The organism is Candidatus Omnitrophota bacterium (assembly GCA_028699255.1).
Lineage (GTDB): Bacteria > Omnitrophota > Gorgyraeia > 2-01-FULL-45-10 > 2-01-FULL-45-10 > FEN-1322.
The window spans coordinates 1-22,255 of sequence record JAQVUX010000005.1; the positions used below are offsets into that span (position 1 = coordinate 1).

The following is a 22,255-nucleotide window of genomic DNA, read 5'->3' on the forward strand; positions in this document are numbered from 1 at the left end:
CCTGCCGCGCCGTAAACTTCCCCGTATCGATAACATGATCGGATTTCGCGTACAACGGAGCGCGCTTAGCAAGAAGCATGCGTATTTTGAGTTTCGGATCCTCGTCGTTGAGGAGCGGACGGTGTTTATACTTCTTCGTGCGCTCCATCACTGTCCCTTCGTCGGCAGTAAGGCAGATGACGATACCCGCCGCCTTCAGGTTGACGAGGTTCTCTTCCCGTATGACGACCCCGCCGCCGGTATCGATCACGAGCCCATCCTGCCCGGAGACTTCGCGGACAACCTGGCTTTCGATATCGCGGAAATAGTCCTCGCCCTCCTCGGTAAATATCTCATTTATGGTGCGCTTCTCGCGCTTTTCTATGAGATCATCGATAGAGACGTAACGCATGCCAAGTTTATCGGCAAGCTGTATCGCTATCGTGGTCTTCCCTGTGCCCATGAATCCGATCAGAACTATATTTTTCATTAAATTTTCCTGACCTGCTCCATATATCCGCGATAATTGCGTTTAATCTCTGTAATCGAATCGCCGCTGAACTTCTCGATGAACGCGTTGGCGACCGCGACAGCCACTACGGCCTCGCCCACCACGCCCGCCGCGGGAACCGCGCAGACATCACTACGCTCCACCGTCGCTTTGAATGCCTTCTTCGTCTTTATATTGACGCTGACCAGAGGCTTCTTAAGTGTGGCTATCGGCTTCATGGCCGCGTGTATCATGATATCTTCGCCATTCGTCATGCCGCCCTCAATCCCACCGGCATTATTCGTCTTTCTGTAAAAGCCGCGCGCCTTCGAGTAAAATATTTCATCGTGGACAGCTGAGCCGCGACGCTCGGCGGTTCTAAAACCTTCGCCGAACCCAACCGCTTTGATCGCCTGTATCGACATGACAGCGCCGGCAAGAATGCTGTCGAGCCGCCTATCGTGCTGGGTATGACTGCCGAGTCCGGGCGGAACGCCGTTGACGACGACCTCAAAAATTCCTCCGAGGGTATCGCCGGAGGCCATCGCCATGTCGATATCCTTGCACATAAGCCGCGACGCCGCGGGATCGGCGCACCGCACCGCCGACTTTTCAGAAAGCGTAACGATCTGCGAAAACCCCAGGCTGTTGGGGCGCGACTGGACATTCCCGATCGCGGTAACGTGGCTCGTTACACGAATGCCGAATTCGGCCAAAAGTAGCTTGCAGACAGCCCCCACACCGACTCTCGAAACGGTCTCCCTCGCGCTCGCGCGTTCCAGGACATTGCGCATATCCTCGAAATCATACTTCATCGCACCCGCAAGATCCGCGTGCCCGGGACGCGGATGCAGGATCACTGGTAGTTCCTCTATGGACTGGTCGACATTCTCTATCATAAGCGATATGGGACTGCCTATAGTGCGCGAGCGCCGCAGGCCGGAGAGTATCTGTATCTTGTCCGCCTCGATCTTCATGCGTCCGCCCCGGCCATAGCCGGCCATCCGCCGCGCGAGCTCCCGGTTTATAACTGCTTCGTCAACCTTCAGCCCCGCCGGCATCCCGTCTAAGATCGCGAGCATACACTTTCCGTGTGACTCACCGCTTGTAAGATAGCGCAACATAGTCATCTCCCATGTCTTATAGATAACCTTCTGTCAACCGCGTAGGTAACCTGCGCGGTTGACGCGGTTATCTCAGGTTAAATTATCCCGCCGAAAAACATACTCAGTATCTGATTTCCGAAAAATATCGCTATTATCACCGCCAGCGAAAGGAACGGGCCGTATGGTATCGTTTCGGCGCCGCTCCGGATCTTGGAAATAATTCCCGGTATTACTCCGAGAAACGGCGCTATGAAAAACGTCAGCAGTACCAGTTTTAATCCGATGATCGAGCCTACAAACGCCATCAATTTCACGTCGCCGCCGCCCATCGCCTCTTTCTTAAACATAACTTTGCCGGCAACGCCCAGAAGATATATGCTCCCGCCTCCGGCGACAGCGCCTATAACCGAATTAAGGAGCGCCTTCATCCTGGCGGCCTCGCCAAGTATCGACGGGAACGCGAACGCCAGCGCAAGCCCAACCACTGCTCCGCCTATCGATATTTCGTCAGGTATCTCCTGTATCTCAAAATCAACGAATGTCGCGACGACTAATCCGCACGACATTACGGAATATGCCAAAAATTTAGCGGTAACGCCGAATTTCAAGAATAGCGCCGCGAGTAAAATCGCCGTCACCATCTCGACGATCGGGTACCTGAAAGATATCTTTGTCTTGCAAAACCTGCATTTCCCGCCCAGAACGATAAAGCTTACGACCGGGATATTGTCGTACCAGGCTATATCCTTTTCGCACGCCGGGCAATGGGACGCCGGGAATACGATGGACTTACCCTTCGGCATCCTGTACATGCAGACATTCAGAAAGCTTCCGATAAGCAAACCGAAGATAAACACAAAAACCGTTGTTAATATATACATCTGGCTCCTGTTACTTACTACCTACTGCTCGAGCTGATTCTCTCAGAGCTTCTTTGAGCGCCTTCCTCATCACACCGACCGGCGCCTTCGCCCCAGTCCATATCTCGAAAGCTATCGCCCCCTGATACAGAAGCATCCCCAGCCCCGTGGACGCGTGCAGTTTCAGCCGCGTCGCTTCTTTGACGAGCTGGGTCGACGGACGGTTATACACGAGGTCATAGACGTACTGCCCACGCCGCAGTAACGCCGTATCTACCGGCGACGGATCCGCATCCTTCATCCCGACCGGAGTCGTGTTGACCACAAGGGCCGAACATTTAAGCGCGTCGTTATACTCACCCCGCTCCACGACGACGAGCCGCGCCGGGTCGTAATATTTCCCATAATGCGCTTTTAGATCTCTGGTCTTCGTCCTGTCCACATCGAATACGTATATCTTTTTAGGGCCGTTGCCCAGATACATAATGCACGCGTGCGCCGCTCCGCCGGCACCTAAGAAAAACGCGGTTTTACCTTCCGGCTCGAACCCCAGATCCTCGACCAGCGACCGGTAAAATCCCGGGCCATCCGTATTGTAACCGCAAATAGACCCGTCCCCGGCGACCTTTACGGTATTGACAGCGCCGAGCCGCCTGGCATTCTCGTCGAGAGAGCCGGCGCGTTCGATATATTCCTTTGCTTTTATCTTATGGGGGACCGTTACGTTGAATCCGGAGATATTTACGGCGGGGGCATCCTTTAAAAAATCGTTCAGTTTTTCCGGCTCGACATCATAGAGAAGATATTCGGCGTCTATGCCAAGCGCGTGAAAGGCCGCGCCCTGCATAGCGGGCGAAAGCGAATGCCGGACGGGATGGCCGATAATTCCGTATTTTAATTTTGCCATTTACTGTCTTTTGTAAACGAGCTTATTTGCGGCGCTTAAATACGCCTTAACACTGGCTTCGATAATATCGGTAGATGCGCCGCGGCCGGAGACAATATTGCCCTTCGACGATATCTTAATCAAAACCTCGCCTAACGCGTCCTTACCGCTCGTGACACTCCGTATTTGATAGTCGAGTAGCTTGCCGGTCAGGCCGGTGATCTTATCAATCGCCTTGTAACAGGCGTCGACAGGGCCGTCCCCGCTCGAGGATGCCTCGAGTATTTTGTTATCGAATTTCAATTTTATGCTGGCGGTGGGCTTCACCTGGTCGCCGGACGAGATATAAAAATGCGCCAACCGGAACTTCTCCGGCATACGCGATATCTCCTCGTCCACGATAGCTTCGAGATCCTCGTCGAAGACTTCCTTCTTCTTATCTGCCAGGTTCTTGAACCGGTCGAACGCCACCTCTATCTGCTCTTTATTCAGGGTGAATCCGAGCTTCTTCAGTTGTTCCGCAAAGGCGTGCCTGCCGGAATGCTTGCCCAGCACAAAACGTGTCTCCTCGAATCCGACATCTTCGGGCCGCATTATCTCGTAGGTCGTCCTCTCCTTCATGACACCGTCCTGATGTATGCCGGACTCGTGGCTGAAGGCATTTGAACCGACGATCGCTTTATTAGCCTGCACGGCCATGCCGGTCAATTTCGACACCATCCGGCTCGTCTTGTATAATTCTGTAGTTTTGATGCCGGTGGTCATGCCTTTAAATATATCGTTTCGCGTCTTTATAGCCATGACGATCTCTTCTAAGGAAGCGTTGCCGGCCCTCTCGCCCAGGCCGTTTATCGTGCATTCTATCTGCCCGGCGCCATTCAACACGGCTGAGAGTGAATTAGCCACACCCAGCCCCAGGTCGTTATGGCAATGGACGCTAATAACGCACTTTTCGATATTCGGCACATTATTCTTTAAGCCTTTGATTATCTCTGCAAATTCGAACGGCGTCGTGTAACCGACCGTATCGGGAATATTCATCGTCGTAGCTCCGGCGTCTATAGCCGCCTCGACTACTTTACACAAAAATCCGATATCGGTTCGCGAAGCGTCTTCTGCGGAAAACTCGATGTCGCGGCATTTACGGCGGGCGTATTTCACGCTCGCGACCGCCAACTTTAATATCTCATCCTCGGCCTTCTTTAATTTATACTTCATGTGTATCTTCGAGGTCGCCAGGAAGACGTGGACACGCGGCCGGCCGGATGCCTTCACGGCATCGTAAGCGGCGTCTATATCCTTTTCGATAGCGCGAGCTAAGCCACATATGACAGGCCCCTTCACCTCCCGGGCTACCGCCCGGACACTTTCAAAGTCGCCGGGGCTGGATATGGGAAAACCCGCCTCAATAACGTCGACGCCCAAGACAGCCAGTTGCCTGGCTATCTCGAGCTTCTCGTTAATATTGAGACTGGCGCCCGGCGATTGCTCGCCATCGCGCAGTGTCGTATCGAATATTATTATTTTCTCACTCATAACGCCATCCTGTTATCGAGGTATTCGTGCTTAAGCTACGGCCGAAGCGAAGCACGATGCCGAGATCTTTATTTTTCCATCCATGGCATCATCTTGCGCAGATCCGAACCGACCTTCTCTATCCTGTGGGCGCACTCGCTTTTCAGGATCGAATTATAGTTGGGCCTGCCATCCTCGTTCTCTTTTATCCATTCTCTGGCAAATTTGCCGCTCTTTATCTCTTTGAGTATCTTCTGCATAACCTTACGCGTCTTGTCGGTTATTATTCTCTTGCCACGAGTAATATCGCCGTAGCACGCCGTGTTAGAAACTCTCGAACGCATCCCGCTGATACCTTTTTCCTGTATAAGGTCGGTGATGAGCTTGAGCTCGTGAAGAACCTCGAAATACGCGATCTCCGGCTGATATCCGGCATCGACCAGCGTATCGAATCCCGCTTTAATAAGCTCAGACGCGCCGCCGCATAACACTGCCTGCTCGCCAAAAAGATCCGTCTCAGTCTCCTCTTCAAACGTCGTCTCGATGACACCGGCCCTGGTCCCGCCGATACCTTTCGCGTAAGCGAGCGCGACATTCTTAGCGTTACCCGTCGCGTCCTGATACACGGCCACAAGACATGGAACACCCTTGCCCTCTTCGTACATCCTGCGCACCAACGCGCCCGGGCCCTTCGGAGCGACCATGATAACGTCAATCTTCTTCGACGGCTTTATCTGCTTAAACCTTATGTTAAAACCGTGGGAGAATAAAAGCGCCTTGCCCTTCGTCATGTTCTCCATGATGTCGTTTTTGTACACTTTCGCCTGAACATGGTCCTCGGTCAATATCTGGATCACCTGGGCCTCTTTCGATGCCTCCTTAGCGGACACCGGATTAAACCCGTCTTTCTTCGCCTGTTCGAAATTCGCCGTCCCGGGCAATTCGCTTACTATCACATCGAGACCTGAATCGCGCAGATTCAAACTCTGGGCGCGCCCCTGTATGCCGTATCCGATAACGGCTATCTTTTTACCTTTCAATAAATTTAAATCCGCGTCCTTATCATAATAAATCTTTGCCATTGCCTTACTGCTCCTTTCTTTGTTTACTCATTAACCTCGGGTTTTCCCTCGGTCTTCAAATCTTTGTCTTCTATGCTCATCGCGATCCTGCCCGTCCTGACCACCTCCATTATCCCGAACGGCCGAAGAAGCTCGAGTATCGCATTTATCTTCGTCTGGTCGCCCTTAGCGGCTAAGCTTATCGACTTTGCGCCCGCGTTCTCAATCTCGGCGCCGAGAGACTCTATCGCCTCGAGAACTTCCCTGCGATTTTTAGTCGTAACCGCTACTTTAACAAGTATAAGCTCTCTGTCGATAAAATCGCCCTCTTTAAAATCGACAACTTTTATCGTATCGATAAGCTTGTTTAATTGCTTCTTAACCTGGTCGAGCGTCCTGTCGTCGCCTTTGACGACTATCGTCATCCTGGAGACGGACGGATCCTCCGTCTCGCCGACCGCAAGTGACGATATATTGAAACCGCGCGCGCTGAATAACCCGGCTATGCGGGCAAGAACACCGAACTTATTTTCGACTAAAACCGAAATTGTGTGTTTCATAATTCGACCCCTGGTTAACCGCGCAGGTTGGCCTGCGTTAACCCGGCAGATAACCTGCGCGGTTATCCCCGACGTTCCTACGCCAACCCTCCACCGATCATCTTATTTATCGCCTGCCCCGCCGGAACCATCGGGAACACATTCTCTTCCTCCTCGACGTGAAAATCAAGGAATACGGTATTGTCCGTCTTAAGCGCGCGGGCGATCGCCGCCTTAACCTCGCTCTTTTTCGTAACCCTGATGCCTACAGCGCCGTAACTCTCCGCCAGTTTCAAGAAGTCCGGGCACATCCCGCCAAGCGTGGTATAGGAATAGCGCTTTTTGTAAAAGAGCTCCTGCCATTGCCTGACCATGCCGAGATATCCGTTATTCAATATCGCAACCTTGATGGGAAGTTTGTTAATGACCGCCGTCGCGAGCTCCTGGATATTCATCTGTATCGAGCCGTCGCCGGCTATGTCGAATACGGTCGCTTTCGGCATACCGATCTGCGCGCCGATAGCGGCCGGGAAACCGTACCCCATCGTCCCGAGCCCGCCCGACGAGAGCAGTGTCCGCGGCTTCAGGAACTTATAGAACTGCGCCGCCCACATCTGGTGTTGTCCTACCTCGGTACAGATAATAGCGTCGCCTTTCGTGGCGCGCCATATCTCCTCGAGTACGTATTGCGGACGGAGCTTGTCGTCGTCTTTGTAGGCGAGCGGATGTTTCTTTTTCCATTCTTCAACCCGTTTTATCCAATCCTTCGTATCCGGCGGCTTCACGGCCTTCAGAAGGCATTTTAATATCGTCTTCGCATCCCCGACTATAGGTATATCGACATCGACCGATTTCGAAACGCTCGACGGATCGATATCGATATGGATGACTTTAGCGTGCGGGGCAAATTCATCGACCTTGCCCGTAACCCTGTCGTCGAACCTTGCGCCGACGGAGATGATGAGATCCGATTCCATTATGGAATGGTTCGCGTAAGCGGTTCCGTGCATGCCGAGCATGCCGAGCGCCAATTTATGGTCCTGAGGGAAAGCTCCGAGCCCTAAAAGCGTCATCGTAACCGGTATGTTATTTTTAATAGCAAGCTCGCGCACCTCTTCCGATGCCCCGGAAGTTATGGCGCCGCCGCCCACGTAGAGTATCGGCCTCTTCGATTCCGAGATCGCCTTCGCCGCGCGTTTTATCTGGCCCGGATGGCCTTCATACGTCGGCTTGTAACCGCGAAGCTCGACGCGATCCGGATATTTAAAGTCCGCTTCCTGCTGTTGAATGTCGCTGGGCAGATCTATCAGGACGGGCCCCGGCCTGCCGGTCGAAGCTATGTGGAACGCCTCTTTAACAATGCGCGCCAGGTCTTTTATGTCCTCGACCAAGTAATTATGTTTTGTAATTGGCCGCGTTATGCCTGTGATATCCGCTTCCTGGAACGCGTCGTTGCCTATCAAAAAGGATTTGACCTGGCCTGTGATCGCGACCATCGGAACGGAGTCCATGTACGCGGTGGCTATGCCGGTGACAAGGTTTGTGGCGCCCGGGCCCGACGTGGCTAAGCAGACCCCGACCTTGCCGGTCGCGCGGGCATAACCGTCGGCCGCGTGCGCCGCCCCCTGCTCGTGGCGCGTCAGTATCAGCTTGACCGGTGAATCGTAAAGAGCGTCGAAAATGGGCAAAACTTGTCCGCCCGGGTAGCCGAATATTACATCGACACCTTCTTTCTTCAACGACTCGATCAGTATGTTAGCGCCTGTCAGTTTCATAAGTTATCCACAGCCGTAGGGGAGGTTTAAACCTCCCCTACGGCCTCATAGTTATGCTTTAAGTATTGCTCCCTCTGACGCCGATGATACAACTTTCGCGTATCGCGCGAGGTAGCCCTCTTTTTCCTTCAACTCGGGAGCCCTCCACGCCGCAAGGCGCCTCTTTATCTCATCCGGCGCAACCATAAGCTCAAGCTTTCTCGCCGGAATATCTATCTGTATCTCGTCTCCGTCCTGGATAATGGCTATCACGCCTCCGGCCTGCGCTTCCGGGGCGATGTGCCCGATGCACGGCCCCTGAGTCCCTCCGGAGAAACGCCCGTCGGTAATGAGCGCCACATCATCGGCCAGCCCCATCCCGACTATCGCGGCGGTCGGTGAGAGCATCTCTCTCATCCCCGGCCCGCCCTTCGGCCCTTCGTATCGGATTACGACGCAATCGCCTTTTTTGATCTTGCCTGCCATGATCGCCGCCATCGCCGCCTCTTCGGAATCATAAACTTTCGCCTTGCCATTAAAATGCATCATCGCCTCGGATACGGCCGTCTGTTTTATGACCGCTCCTTCGGGCGAAATATTGCCTTTCAGAACCGCGATCCCGCCCTCTTTGTGATAAGCGTTCTTGTAATCGCGTATCACGTCTTCGTCGAGGATCTGGGCGTCGTTGGCTATCTGACTTATTGTCTTCGAACTGCACGTCATGATATCGTCAAGCTGGTTCTTCATCCGCTTCATTATCGCCGGGATACCGCCCGCAGAATCGAGATCCTCCATGAAATGATCGCCGCCCGGGAGGATATTTGATAAATGTGGTGTATGTTTCGATATCTCATCGAACATCTCTATCGGGATATCGACACCAAACTCTTTAGCCACAGCCATTATGTGTAAAACTGTATTCGTAGAGCCGCCGAGCGCCATATCGACTTTTATGGCATTCTCAAATGCCTCTTTCCTGCAGATCGTCCGCGGCAGGATGTTCCTGCGCACAAGATTGACTATTCTTTCGCCGGATTCCTGCGCGATCCTGTCCTTCTTCGCGGAAACCGCCAATGCCGTCGCGCATCCGGGAACACTCATGCCGAGCGCCTCGGTCACGCACGCCATAGAGTTAGCCGTATACAGGCCCTGACAGGCGCCGGCGCCCGGGCATGCGCACATCTCAAGCGAGCTCAGTTCGTCCTGTGAAATATCGCCTTTCTTAAACCTTCCGACCGCCTCAAACGTATCTTTGACGAGCGAGAGCCGCCTGCCGCGCAGGTTTCCGCTCATCATCGGCCCCGCCGTAACGACGATCGACGGCACATTGAGCCGTCCGGCCGCCATAAGCATCCCTGGGGTGATCTTATCGCAATTCGTCAGGCAAACGAGCCCATCGAATTGATGCGCCTTCATGATACACTCGATCATGTCGGCGATAAGCTCGCGCGAAGCGAGCGAATATCTCATGCCTGTGTGGCCCATGGCAATGCCGTCGCATATGCCGGGCACGCCGAAGAAGAACGGCACGCCTCCCGCCGCGGCTATCCCGCGCTCGATGAAGCGTTCAAGCCTGGCCATGTGTATATGGCCGGGGATAATATCAGTTCTGGACGTGGCAACCGCTATGAACGGCTTGGCCATATCCTCCTTGGACACGCCTGTAGCGTATAAAAGTGAGCGCGCCCCTGCGCGTTCGACACCTTTTTTTATCTTGTCACTTCGCATATAGAGGTACCTCCAAATAAGAATAGGATTATATAATATTAGTCATATAGGTGTCAATATCAAAGGCGTTTTCGCACCCCGGGGTACGTGGTTACGCGAATTCGAGTAGGTACTCCTGGCGCGCTTTAAGACGAGGTAATTCCGCGGGATCCTTCACGTCAATCGGTCGCAGTATGAATTTAAGCCGGTTTATAAATAAGAACGGGTTACTTTTGAGTTCGCTCAACGCCACATAGTCACTTACAGGCTCCTTTGCCAATAACCGGTATAGCTTGTAAAACGATTCTTCGTCATCGGCAAGATACGCCTTGCCGGTACCGATCAGCCCTTCGAGATCTACCAGGTCATCCGCTCCGATATTACGGCCATCCAGATTGATATAAATGACCTTCGCGTTCGCATTTTTAAGAGCCGTAACCTGATCAACATCCAGCATATTTAACGGCAGTATCGTAACCGTATCATCATTGACATTATTGCACGCGAACGATACGAGTTCGCCGATTTCGTTAAAACTTACCCGATATTGTTTATCCTGCGTGATCTTTCTTATCTTCGTCAGAAAATTCGTCTGACTGGGCGCGGCGTATCCGGCCCAGGCCTTTATCGTGTAGACTTTCTCTGTAACCTGCGATTCTTTTATCTGCCTGTACGCATAATCCGAAACGTGCAGTCGCAGTGCCGCCTTAACCATCGGCAATTCCGCGGCGGGAATATCCTTTCGCCCGAGAAGAGTCCCTGTGGCCGGCTTATTTACGTCAGCCGGTGCGCCGGTAACGACGTTGATGAGGTTCTGGATATACTCTTGCTCGTTGTGCATCGTTCGTGGTGCGTTTTGCGTAGCGCCATCAACCGGCGCTCCTCGCATCATCTCCGTAAACCGGTAATTACCCGCCGTCGTGGCCGGCTCAAACACGCCCGCGCCGACGAGTGTCTCGAATATCGCCCGCTCCGTGTCCGACGCCGGCTTGTCCTCCGAAGCTTTAGCGTAGGAGGACGCGATCCCTTTCTCGCTAAGCGCCGCGGCCATCCGCTCCGGGTTGTCGCGGAGGCCCATCAGCAGACCGGCCGGCGTCGCGTCGTTCGTCGTTCGTCTTTCGTCATTGCGATCCCGCCCGCGGTCATCATCCAGGGCGGGAGAAGCAATCTCGTTTTTCTTCACTCCAGACGCCCGCTCCGTACCCGAGACAACGACTGACGCGCCTCCGGCCGACACAGTCTGCTTCGTCCGAACCGCCCCGGTCACGGCCTCGGCCAAACGATCGCCGTTGGGCAAGCGGGTCAACGCGTGCGGGCTAATGATTATATCTTTAGGCTCGGCAACGCTTCGACCAGTCAGGTTGTCCAGCATCTTGGAAGAGTCGCTCACATAAATGTACTCTTTATGATCAGAAAGTTCTTCGGTGGCGCACCATTCAAACCCCAATTTTTGGTAAATACTCTGCGCCCTGATATTTTCTTCCTCGACCTGCAGGGAGACTAAGGGCGGGCCGGCATAATCCTGCTTCAAATAAATAAACCCACTTTTGTTGATATCTGCAACGGCTCTAAGAAATAACCGCTTCGCAATCCCTCTATTTTGATACCCATAACTTACGGCCAAAGCATGAAAATAGAGAGAGACTTTGTTAAGGCCCAGTCTGTTCCCGGCCGCCTCTTCATATCCGATCAGCAACCCTATCGGATGACCCGAGCTGTCCTCGCATATATAGCTATGATCCCACTTGCCCGGAAATACCCTGTGGTTGGGTCTGCCAAATTCCCCGGCCTTCCATTCGTCCGTCAATAGTTGCCCTTCTTCCCAGATATCCACCTTAATGGTGTTATGCAGTTCCAGTATCTCTTTGAGATGGTCCCTGGCATACTCTATTGTGAGCGGTTTTATCGTGACAGCATCCCTCTTTCTGCCTGCCGGCGCGGTTTCCGGTGTAGACGGAGTTTTGGAATTTTCAACGAAGGCCCCAGCGTCATCCGTACGCGGCTTGGCACGATTCTCTTCGATATCAAAACCCATGGTTGTTAAATCGTTAAGATACGCCCTATAAAGATTCCCAATCCTTTCTAAAGATCCGGGTAAAATCTCCCTCCGGCCAGATTCCTCATACGCCTCTGCCACATCGGCAATATGACGCGCCATGCGATCTAATACATCCCGACTCAACTTATCGCTTTCGACAAAAATAGCTATTTCGGATCCGGCGATTAATTCATGCGCTTTTTTAATCAATTCCCCGACGGTATATAGACGTCTTTCGCCAAGAGAGCCTCCATGTTGCACAACGGCAAAAGAAATCCTCGCCCATTCCGGCAAATCGTTGAGCGATCCGATCATCTGGCCTGTAAGCGTGTCCGCGGATCTGACGTGCATATTAAATTTCAATTTCGCCCGCGCGCTCGACGCCCGAGACAATCGCTCGACAGCCTCCCGCGCTTTAATAACATATTCCGGAGAAAAACTGGCCGTCTTGGCTTTAATTGCTTTCACAAGACTATATTTGACACCGGTAGCTTCGGCAAAATTTTTGACCGTCAATTTGCTCTGTTTAATTAAACCGAGTATAATTTTATGCTTACTTTTTTCAAAAGCGGTTCTCGCCGCGATCATAACGGCTGTCGGTATAGCCATATCGCCGCGCTTCATATTTTGCACTTCGACGGCAGAGATCGGATTTTTTGGAGACACTACTTTCCCATATTCAGTATCATCAAGGTTCAAAGCCTTCTGTATGTCCGTAAATAAAGCAACTGCTTGCGCATGGGCATATTCGCTTATTACCTCAAGAGCATTCTGCGGCAAGCCGCCTACTCCATTTGCGACATTCGCAAGAGTACGCCACCCGATCCCTACCCGTCTGGCTAATTCCAAAACGGTTATCCCCAACATATGGATAACCTCTTTTACTACCTCATAGGCATCAGCATAGTTTTCTAAAACTTTTACATCTTTCCTTACACGGCTTTTAGTGAATTCGACATATTCTTTCGGGAGCGGCGCGTTAATACACTTTTCGGTAAAAATTTCTATTCCACGGGGGGCGGTACGCCCATCATATCTTTCAAGAAGCCTCTCCACCGCACCATCCGAAAGGTCGAGCCACCCCCGGACATCTATCAAAGCGGCCAGTTTCGCGTAAAAATCCTTCTTGTCAATAGATGAGATCCTGCGAATCGGCGCGTCCTCGATCGCCGATAAGTTCCCTATCATCCTGGTCAGTATTCTATTTGTTTCCTCCATATTATCAACATTGTAAAGCCGGTCCAGATCGTCATAAAGCAATCCTACCGCATCATCTCTGTAGCACGCGGCTTTGGTGACTATAGCGGACATACGCGCTGTCCGAAGCCTCTCGAATTCTTCGCTGAACTCAGTTAACTGACGTCCCTTATCGCTATGTGGGGCAAACAGATAATATTTATTTAGCACCGACCTGATCGCCGCGCTTCCGGTATCCGGGTCGTAAAAAATAAACCTGCCGGTTATCTTATCCGCTTCTTTCTTAAAATATATATTTATGGCGATCCGATGACCTTTAAAATCAAGCGCGGGATAACGATAAATGACCTTTTCGCCGCTACCTTCGTATTCACGAGAACACTCACAAGCTGTTACTCCGCAAATTCCAGCTTTTGATGCCGCATGAATAAGGATATCGGTAAAACGCGACGACAATTCGAGATCAATCGATGGGTCAAGCCTGTCGATATAGCATTGCCTGATATTGCCGGTTAAAAAACGACGCTCTGCCATAACACGGCGCATTCTGCGGAGCTTAGACAGGATTGGCCGCCGGGTTTTTTCGAAACTTTTCGTAATCGTTTCACAACTCATCATTCCCTGATAGCGGGAAAGCATTTCGATCGTAGCACTCACCATACCTACAACTGTAATCTGTAGCGCTTCCCGTTCGCGATCGAGCCTCTCTATGCGCTCGTCTATTACTTTAGCCTCAGCGCCGGTAAGCCCCGGGTAACGATCGGCATTCGCGCCATTGGACGGGGACGGCACATCGGACGCGCCGGGACCCTGCCAGAATCTCAAGCCTGAAACCGCGGGGTGCGCGTTCCACGCCGAAGACGGCATCGGACGATCATCCAGCATTGAAAAATCGCCCAGCGGGGCCAGGTCACCGCCGGCGCCGATCGCGCTCGGCACAGCCGTCCTCTGCGGATTATTGGGCATTCCAAAACTTCCGCCGCGGATACGAAAATTCGCCTCTTCGTGCTTCGCGACCGCTTCCTTCTTAACCGGAAACAGTAATGGTTCATCCCAAAAATATTTTGGATCGACAAATATGACCGGCCGCGCGGAATCTATTTTTAAGTCAATAATAGTGTTTACATTGAACTTTGCCGATAACCCGGGAAACGACGCGATTACTACGGGCTTTCTTCCGTTACCATAATCCGCCCAATCTTCGCGCACCTTCTTCAGTTTGTCGAAACCACCCAGCTTTGCCAGATAATAGTTAACATATCTCGCGGCAACCGCTTCGCATCCCGCCTCGAATCGTTTCTGAAAATCTGGAGAAGCCGTGGCTTTCCATGGCGCAAGATTTGCATATTCCTGGGCATTTGCAAAAGTATTAGAAAATAAAAATACCCCCGCGACAAACCCGGCGAGAGTCTTTTTAAAAAATATCGTCATTCCTCTGCTATTGATATGCATATAAGTTATTTGATTATATCATATGGCAGGGTTAATTCAACCGAAAGTCAGCTAACTTTTTTTAGCCTAACATTTCCACCCCGGGGTGGAAAATTAAAAAAATGTTAACTTTTTTTGCAACAAAACCGCATTTTGACCGTCTATATAGTGAGGGGTCATGCTTTCCACCCCGGGGTGGAAAATTACAAGGAGGTAAAGTTTTATGCCGAGAAGAATGATGCCTATTGTCACTGATCAAATCTATCACGTTATTACAAAAAGCCGATACGCCCCTGCACCGTTCATCGTAGAGGCGGATTATCACAGAATGATTGCGGCACTTAAGTTCTACAGATTTATTAACCGCCCAGGTAAGTTTTCCAATTATCTGCACAATATGCGGCCGAGTATAAATATTGGCGCATGCATGGTTGACATAGTTGCTTTTTGCATAATGCCCAATCACATACATCTGCTATTAAGGCAAAATACCGATGGGGGTATATCCAATTTTATGAGTATGCTTCTAAATAGCTACACGAAATACTTTAATCTTAAATACAAGCGGCAGGGCCCTATTTGGGAAAAAAGATTTAAGGATGTGCTTATTGAAAACGATGAGCAGTTATTACACGTAACCCGGTATATACACCTTAATCCGGTTACAGCTTTTTTAACCGATGACCCATATGATTGGGAATTTTCTTCCTATCGGGAATACATAAATACCGAAGAATGCACGGAAAAAATATGTAATTATTCCAATCTGATTGATATGCAACCCGCAAGATATAAGACATTCTGCATATCCAATATCAAATTACAGCGACAAGTATCACGAAACAAGATAATGGTTTAACGCTTTCCACCCCGGGGTGGAAAATTATGTTTTGTAAACACGGGGGACGCGGTTTGAGATGAGCGAGATCGCTTCGTACGCGATGGTCCCGGCAAGACGAGCCAGTTTCTCCATCCTGATCTCCTCCATCCCCTGGCGGCCGACGAGGATAACTTCGTCGCCCACCTGCGCGCTCTTTATGTGGCCGATATCGATCATCGTCTGATCCATCGTCACCTTGCCGACGACACCCGCGCGCTTGCCGCGCACGAGCACCTCGGCTTTGTTGGAGAGGTTTCGCGCGAACCCGTCAGCGTAGCCGATCGGGAGCGTCGCGATGCGGGTATTCTTCTGCGTTACGTGCGTTCGGCCGTAACTTATTGAGCGGCCGGGTGGCGTATCTTTTATGTATACTATATGCGTTTTCAGGGAAAGGACGGGCTTAAGCTTTATCAGCTTCGGGAAATTATACTTCGGATACATGCCGTATATGACAAGGCCGGGTCTTACGAGATTAAGGTGCGCCCGCTTGATATCGACGGTGGCGATCGAGTTCGCGGCATGTTTCAACGGTATGCGTATGTCGGAAGCCTCAAGCTTCGCGAGAAGTTTCTCGAAAGACTCTATCTGGTAATTTGTGAAAAAATCATCACGGCCGGCGCTCGAAAAATGCGTGTATATACCTTCGACCTGGACATCCTTTTCGCGGCTTACGCTCTTGATAAAATCCAGCGCATCCTCGTGCCATATACCTATTCTGCCCATACCGGTATCTATCTTTACATGAACTTTGGCTCCTCGACCGAACGCGGCGGCTTTCTTAACGGCGTCGAAAATAGCGCTGTCGCATAACGTAATGGTTACACCATGCTCGACCAGCACAGGTATTTCTACGGGCAAAACCGAACCAAGCACGAGTATCGGCGTCTTTATGCCGTTCTCGCGCAGGCGCACCGCTTCGTCGGTAGTGGCCACTCCCAGATAATTTACGCCGATCCGCTCGAGAACCGTCGCGACCTCGACTATGCCGTGGCCGTAGGCGTTCGCCTTCACCACGACCATGATGTTCATGTTTTTTCCGACGAGCCGCCGCACCTGCTTGTAGTTGTATTCGATAGCTTTTAAGTCTATCTCCGCCCAGGTCGGCCTGTACCTCGGCTTCGAATGGCCGTTCTTCGTAGTTACGTTCATTTGTGTCATATGCCTTTTATATCGCACTCCTTTGAATATAAATAAAGCGGTTCGAGTTTTTCCGCGGTAGTTATTTTCCGGCGCTTGAACAGCTCCTCGCCCAGGCGCGCGACAACTTCCGCTTTCGGATACCAGTTTTCGACCGAAGGCTCTTTGCCTATCAGCGAAAGCGCGTCTCCTAAAAATACTATTTTATCATATCGCTCCGTTTTCTCCATTAAATCCTTGACCGGCAGAAGCATGTACCCGGAGATCCGTTTCATGCTCTTACCTTCTGAACGATACAGGCACGCGTAGACCTTATTCTTACGCGCGTCCAGCACCGGGCAAACGATCCCCTGATAACTTTTAATATTCCGCGCTATCACGTCGAGCGTCGGAACGGCAACTATAGGTAGCCCCAACGCGAAGGAAAACCCTTTGATAGTCGTAACGCCTATACGTAAACCCGTAAAAGAGCCGGGGCCGGCGCTTATCGCCAGGCAATCGACCGCGGGCAATTTAACCCGCGCTTTTTTAAGCACATTCTCGAGGGTCGGCATAAGCATGCTCGAATGGCGCATGCGCATCTTCCGGTGGAATCCGGCGACAATCTTACCGTCGCGCACGACCGCAATACTCAGATAATCCGTAGATGTGTCTATCGCCAGGATCATCATGCTTTCCTCATCTCTATCTTCCGCTTATCCTCGCTCAGGGCGGTCAATTTAACTTCGACGTATTTTTTCGGCAGAATCGGCCGTATCTTGTCAGCCCATTCTATCACCGTAACGCCATCGCTGTAAAAATATTCTTCGTAGCCTTCCTCGTCGAGAACGCTCGAATGATCCAGGCGGTAGAGATCAAAATGGTAGAGCGGCAATTTTCCTTTATACTCTTTTATTATTACAAACGTGGGGCTGTTGACATAACGCGGATTCTTTACGCCAAGCCCTGCGGCGATACCTTTAGTAAACACGGTCTTGCCCGAGCCGAGGTCACCTATCAGGGCCACAACATCGCCCTTTTTTAGTTTTAACGCCAGCTTCCGCCCTATTTCTATCGTATCTTCAGGACTATTTGAAATGTATCGCATATCAAAAATGTAAAAAACCTTCCGGTTTAAGCCGTTCGACCTTTCGATTCTTCTTTACCAGAACATAGCCGCGCTTCGCGTCTACCACCTGACCGATTAAGCTTACAGGAGCCTTGATCTTCGAGCCATGGCTATTCATAAGACGGAGCGCTTCACGCTCAGACATGGTAAATAAAAGTTCGAAGTCTTCTCCGTCGGTAATCGCTTTCCTGAATGAGGAAGCGCCGGTCGAGACCGGTATCAGGTCTTCACAGATCACGGCACCCATTTTACTCGCATCGAGAATGCGCCACAGGTCGAGCAACAACCCGTCGGAGACGTCGATCATCGAATTAACTTTGTAATTCTTAACAAGCGCGCGGGCCTCTTCGAGCCGCGGAGTAAAATCCAGGTGTTTGCTCTTTATCGAGCCGCCGACGGAGCCTGTAATAAATATCGCGTCGCCAGGCCGGGCGCCACCGCGTAAAACCAGATTCTTCCGTTCCACTTCACCAATCAGGGAAATATCTATTACCAATTTCTTCGATCTTGTCGTATCCCCACCGACGATGTTTATCTTAAAACGCATAGCGAGCTCATTCATACCTTTAAATATACCGTCGGCAAACGACACCGGAAGCTCCGGGTCGAGCCCTACGGAAACCAGCGCGTATTTCGGCACCCCGCCCATCGCGGCGATGTCGCTTATGTTGCGCGCAAGCGCCTTGTGCCCGATCTGAAACGGCCGGGCGCCCTTGCGGGTAAAGTGAGTTCCCTCGACGAGCATGTCGCAGGTGAATAAAAGATATTTCCCTGCCGTCCATTTTATGACAGCGGTGTCATCGCCTATGCCACGGACGACGGTTTTATCAAGCCGGATATTTTTAGCGATCCGTTTTATCAATCCTAACTCACCGACATCTTTTATCATTGGCATCGTAACCCTTTAAAACTTTTCCCGTAAGGCTTTCGCAATATACCCTTCTCGGTAACTATCGCCGTTATATATCCGGCCGGAGTAACATCGAACGCCGGATTGTAAACCTTCACATTTTTCGGCGCGATACAGGCGCCATGCACGCGCCTGACCTCGTCACCGGAACGCTCTTCTATCGGTATATACTTCCCCGACGGCATATCCAGGTCTATCGTCGAGAACGGCGCCGCCACATAAAAAGGTACGCCATGATGTTTTGCCAGCACAGCCACGTTATAAGTGCCGATCTTGTTGGCGGTGTCTCCATTGGCGGCAATCCTGTCGGCGCCGACGAATATCCTATCGATCGCGCCTTTTGCCATCAAGCTCGCGGCCATGTTATCGCAAATGAGCGTCGCGTCGATGCCCTCATGCATAAGCTCCCACGTAGTGAGCCGCGCGCCCTGAAGTAGCGGACGCGTCTCATCGACGTAGACTTTAATCCGTTTGCCCTGCCGCTTCGCCTCGAAGAGAACGCCAAGCGCCGTCCCGTAATCCGCGGTGGCAAGAGCACCCGCGTTGCAGTGGGTCAGTATCGTATCGCCCTTTTTTACTAAGCTCGCACCGTATCGCGCCATGCGCCTGCACGAGCGCTTATCTTCGTCAATTATCGCGAGCGCTTCTTTCAGTAATATCTTTTTTATTTCCGGAACCTGTTTCGCCCGGTTGGCCGCCGCGGCAACCTTCATCCGCTCGAGCGCCCAGAAAAGATTCACTGCCGTCGGGCGGGATGACGCAAGATAACCTGCTATCTCATTCACCTCTGTGATAAGTTTCGCGGAAGTCTTCGCCTTCGAATTTTTTGCACCCAGTGCTACGCCGAGCGCGCCGGCAATGCCTATGGCAGGCGCGCCCCGTACCTCGAGCCATTTTATGGCGCGCCAGAGCCGCTTCACATCGCCGCATATTATGTATTTGAATTTGTTAGGCAAAAGCGTTTGATCGATAAGTTTAATCTTATCGCCCGCCCAGAAAATAGTTTTTACCGGCACAAAAGAATCCTTTCATAGTCATTGCGGGCGAGCCAAAGGCGGGCCTCGCTATGACGTTATTCTACCCCCACACCAGTTTAGTTAAAATATTTCTTTTTATACTGATCGCTTTATAGGGACAAACTTCCTGGCAACAAAGACATTTTATACACTTTTTATAATCTATTCTGCACGCGCCCGGGGTGATCGTAATAGCCGAGACCGGGCACGTCGATTTACAAAGATTGCAACGAGCGCATATCTTATCGTCGATATATGGCTTGAACTTTATCAATCCTGCGACGCTCCTGGCCACACTGTGCGGCAAAAGCCGTAACGCTATCGTCGTCTGCGGCAATTTAAAATCCTCGGCGACGAAACGCTCCATCCCATCCCCCGTTATCTCTATGCGGGCAGGATCCGCCTCGCCCAGCCCCAGAGCCGCAGATTCCTTAGTAACCAGGATATCCAGAGGCGCGACCCCTATCAATAACGCGGCGCAAGTATCGATGGCCACACCGTCGGAACCGGCCATCACCACCCCCATCTGTCTCGGAACACCGGCCGACGGGCCGTCGCCCTCCATCGCGACTATTCCGTCGAGGATCGTGAGATCAGGCTTGGCGATGGAATAAACTTTCGCGATGACCTTCGCGAAATCTTCTTCTTTCGGCGCGCGGGAATGGCACTCCGCCTTATAGAGCCCAGCGACCGTGCCGTACATATTCTTTATCGCGGCGGTCAGCGTCGTCACGCCGTGCGTTTTCAGTTTCGGCACGGAGATTATGCTTGCGCAGTCGAATATATAACGCGTAAACGGTATGCCGTCAACGAATCTGGCCGCAGTGAACCTGACAACCTCGACGCCTTCTTCGCGCGCGGCGGCGCCTATACCCGAGATCTCCAGTATCTTCTCGATATTGGCTCCGTATCCGCCCGGAGAATCTCCGACGAGCGGGATGCCTCCGGCCGCTTTAACGAGCCGGATGACCGCTCGCACCACCTCAGGATGTGTATCGACGGCGTCCTCGGGCGGCCGCTCCGAAATAAGATTCGGTTTTATCAATACTTTTGTACCGCGCTCGACGAATGCTTCCATGCCGCCGGATAAGTCCACGGCTCTTTTAACGGCGTCGAAGACTTTCCCCGTGTCATAATTATCGCATCCGACGATAGCGACTTTCGCCATTCGAAACTCTCCCGCCTAACCCGTTACACCATATCTTCTCAGGCGAAAATCAGCGCCAAGCGATTTCGCCAAAGTCTCGCATTTGACTGTGTCCACTCCTTCGAGATCAAGGCAGGTAGCTTCCACCTCTATACCCGCCGCGACACAACCTTTAATAAAATCAATTATGTGCCTAAAACTCTTCCGCCCGAACTCCGGTGCGCATATCTCTTCGTATTTCTCTTCCGACTCGGCATTCAGGCTGACGCAGACCTTATCAATGATTCCCGCGAGCTCCGCGGCGATAGGCCGTGAGTTTATAAGATCACCGTGACCGTTGGTTACCAGCCGCACCCGGACGCCGTCCGCTTTAAGTTTCTTCGCCACCGCTTTAACCGCATCCAGACGTATCGTCGGCTCGCCGTAACCGCAAAAAACAACCTCTTTATACCGTGACGCGTTTCCTATCGCCGAGATGATTTCCTCAACGGACGGCTCGCGCTCGAGCACTAAGTTGTGCCCTTTAACGAAATCGGTCTGGCTTCTTACGCAAAAATCGCATTTATTCGTGCACCGGTTGGTTATGTTCAGATACAAAGAGTCGCGTATCTCATAGGCGATCTTCGCGCCGCCTGCCGCTCGTAGCTTAAAAAGCTCATTCGCGTTGTGAGTAGTTATACGCGCGATGTCGGATTGCGTAAGCCCCGTAATGGCGGCCCACTCATCGACCAGGGACGTAATATACGCGGGCTCATTGCGTTGCCCTCGATACTTTTGCGGGGCGAGAAACGGCGCGTCCGTCTCGACCAGTAGCCGCTCGACGGGGACTTCTTTTGCGACATCGCGCAATGCCGCGGCATTTTTGAATGTGAGCGGCCCGGCGAACGAAATATATAGCCCGAGGCCGAGGCATTCCTTCAAAAACTTTTTGTCGCCTGAAAAGCAGTGCATCACGCCGCAAAAGCGCCTGCCCTTCTCTTTATTCAATATGCTTATCGTATCATCTGCCGCATCCCTGGCGTGAATTATAAGCGGCAGATCGAGTTCGTCGGCGAGATGTATAAATTTTATAAAAGCGGACTTTTGTTCTTCTTTTGGCGATAGGTTTCTGTAGAAATCCAGCCCGACCTCGCCTATCGCGACAACCTTTTCGCTCTTTGCGAGCTCGCGAAAATCGGCAATAACTTTATCTGTAACCGTCCCGGCATCATGAGGGTGAACGCCTATCGAGGCATATATCATTTCATGGGTCTTCGCCAGCGCCACCGCCCGACGCGAGCTCTCGATAGAGCTTCCGACATCGATTATACCGGTTACTCCCGCCCTCCTGGCCCTATTTAAACAATCCTCCCGATCCTTATCGAAATCAGGAAAATCGAGATGGCAATGTGTATCAATCAGCATGACTTTATATTATCACACTCATATCCCTAAAACAAGTAGGGCACCCTTCCCGCCAGGTGCCCTACTAAAACCATAAAAACCATGTCAACC

General features: G+C 51.7%; 18 protein-coding genes. 1 reads left to right on the forward strand and 17 read right to left on the reverse strand.

What is annotated here, in order from left to right:
* From PHS46_04955 to PHS46_05000, 10 genes are all read right to left on the reverse strand, one after another.
* Positions 1-469 (reverse strand): shikimate kinase (locus tag PHS46_04955; protein MDD3905865.1); only part of this gene is annotated, 469 nt, incomplete at its 3' end.
* Positions 469-1,593: a chorismate synthase gene (aroC, locus tag PHS46_04960; GenBank protein ID MDD3905866.1), complete on the reverse strand. Its 1,125-nt coding sequence runs from the start codon at positions 1,591-1,593 to the stop codon at positions 469-471. The genes PHS46_04955 and aroC, both read right to left, overlap by 1 nt.
* A 77-nt stretch (positions 1,594-1,670) precedes the next feature.
* Positions 1,671-2,456 (reverse strand): prepilin peptidase, encoded by a 786-nt coding sequence (locus PHS46_04965; GenBank protein ID MDD3905867.1) that lies wholly within the window; start codon positions 2,454-2,456, stop codon positions 1,671-1,673.
* A gap of 10 nt (positions 2,457-2,466) precedes the next feature.
* Positions 2,467-3,342, reverse strand: a complete 876-nt coding sequence (aroE, locus tag PHS46_04970) for a shikimate dehydrogenase (protein ID MDD3905868.1) — start codon at positions 3,340-3,342, stop codon at positions 2,467-2,469.
* Entirely contained in the window at positions 3,343-4,857 is a 1,515-nt protein-coding gene (locus tag PHS46_04975) for a 2-isopropylmalate synthase (GenBank protein MDD3905869.1), read from the reverse strand.
* Positions 4,858-4,925: 68 nt separating this feature from the next.
* Entirely contained in the window at positions 4,926-5,918 is a 993-nt protein-coding gene (ilvC, locus tag PHS46_04980; GenBank protein ID MDD3905870.1) for a ketol-acid reductoisomerase, read from the reverse strand.
* A 23-nt stretch (positions 5,919-5,941) separates the two neighbouring features.
* Entirely contained in the window at positions 5,942-6,457 is a 516-nt protein-coding gene (ilvN, locus tag PHS46_04985; GenBank protein ID MDD3905871.1) for an acetolactate synthase small subunit, read from the reverse strand.
* A 77-nt stretch (positions 6,458-6,534) separates the two neighbouring features.
* A complete protein-coding gene (gene ilvB, locus PHS46_04990) occupies positions 6,535-8,211 on the reverse strand; it encodes a biosynthetic-type acetolactate synthase large subunit (protein MDD3905872.1) in 1,677 nt (558 codons plus the stop codon).
* Between the two features lie 51 nt (positions 8,212-8,262).
* Positions 8,263-9,918, reverse strand: coding sequence for a dihydroxy-acid dehydratase (ilvD, locus tag PHS46_04995; GenBank protein MDD3905873.1), 1,656 nt, complete (start codon positions 9,916-9,918; stop codon positions 8,263-8,265).
* Positions 9,919-10,009: 91 nt separating this feature from the next.
* Entirely contained in the window at positions 10,010-14,563 is a 4,554-nt protein-coding gene (locus tag PHS46_05000; protein MDD3905874.1) for an N-acetyltransferase, read from the reverse strand.
* A 223-nt stretch (positions 14,564-14,786) separates the two neighbouring features.
* On the opposite strand from PHS46_05000, the gene PHS46_05005 reads away from it, so the two are divergent.
* Positions 14,787-15,422 (forward strand): transposase, encoded by a 636-nt coding sequence (locus PHS46_05005; protein MDD3905875.1) that lies wholly within the window; start codon positions 14,787-14,789, stop codon positions 15,420-15,422.
* Between the two features lie 24 nt (positions 15,423-15,446).
* On the opposite strand, the gene alr is transcribed toward PHS46_05005, so the two are convergent.
* The 7 genes from alr to PHS46_05040 form a co-directional block, all read right to left on the reverse strand.
* A complete protein-coding gene (alr, locus tag PHS46_05010) occupies positions 15,447-16,601 on the reverse strand; it encodes an alanine racemase (GenBank protein MDD3905876.1) in 1,155 nt (384 codons plus the stop codon).
* Entirely contained in the window at positions 16,598-17,251 is a 654-nt protein-coding gene (tsaB, locus tag PHS46_05015; protein MDD3905877.1) for a tRNA (adenosine(37)-N6)-threonylcarbamoyltransferase complex dimerization subunit type 1 TsaB, read from the reverse strand. The genes alr and tsaB overlap by 4 nt, the downstream gene beginning before the upstream one ends.
* Positions 17,248-17,667: a tRNA (adenosine(37)-N6)-threonylcarbamoyltransferase complex ATPase subunit type 1 TsaE gene (gene tsaE, locus PHS46_05020; GenBank protein ID MDD3905878.1), complete on the reverse strand. Its 420-nt coding sequence runs from the start codon at positions 17,665-17,667 to the stop codon at positions 17,248-17,250. The genes tsaB and tsaE overlap by 4 nt, the downstream gene beginning before the upstream one ends.
* A gap of 1 nt (position 17,668) precedes the next feature.
* Positions 17,669-18,583, reverse strand: a complete 915-nt coding sequence (locus PHS46_05025; GenBank protein ID MDD3905879.1) for a thiamine-phosphate kinase — start codon at positions 18,581-18,583, stop codon at positions 17,669-17,671.
* Positions 18,574-19,614, reverse strand: coding sequence for an S-methyl-5-thioribose-1-phosphate isomerase (gene mtnA, locus PHS46_05030; GenBank protein MDD3905880.1), 1,041 nt, complete (start codon positions 19,612-19,614; stop codon positions 18,574-18,576). Before mtnA ends, PHS46_05025 begins: the two co-directional genes overlap by 10 nt.
* Before the next feature lie 61 nt (positions 19,615-19,675).
* A complete protein-coding gene (locus tag PHS46_05035) occupies positions 19,676-20,782 on the reverse strand; it encodes a DUF362 domain-containing protein (GenBank protein ID MDD3905881.1) in 1,107 nt (368 codons plus the stop codon).
* 15 nt (positions 20,783-20,797) lie between these two features.
* Positions 20,798-22,165: a YchF/TatD family DNA exonuclease gene (locus PHS46_05040; GenBank protein MDD3905882.1), complete on the reverse strand. Its 1,368-nt coding sequence runs from the start codon at positions 22,163-22,165 to the stop codon at positions 20,798-20,800.
* Between the last annotated feature and the right edge of the window lie 90 nt (positions 22,166-22,255).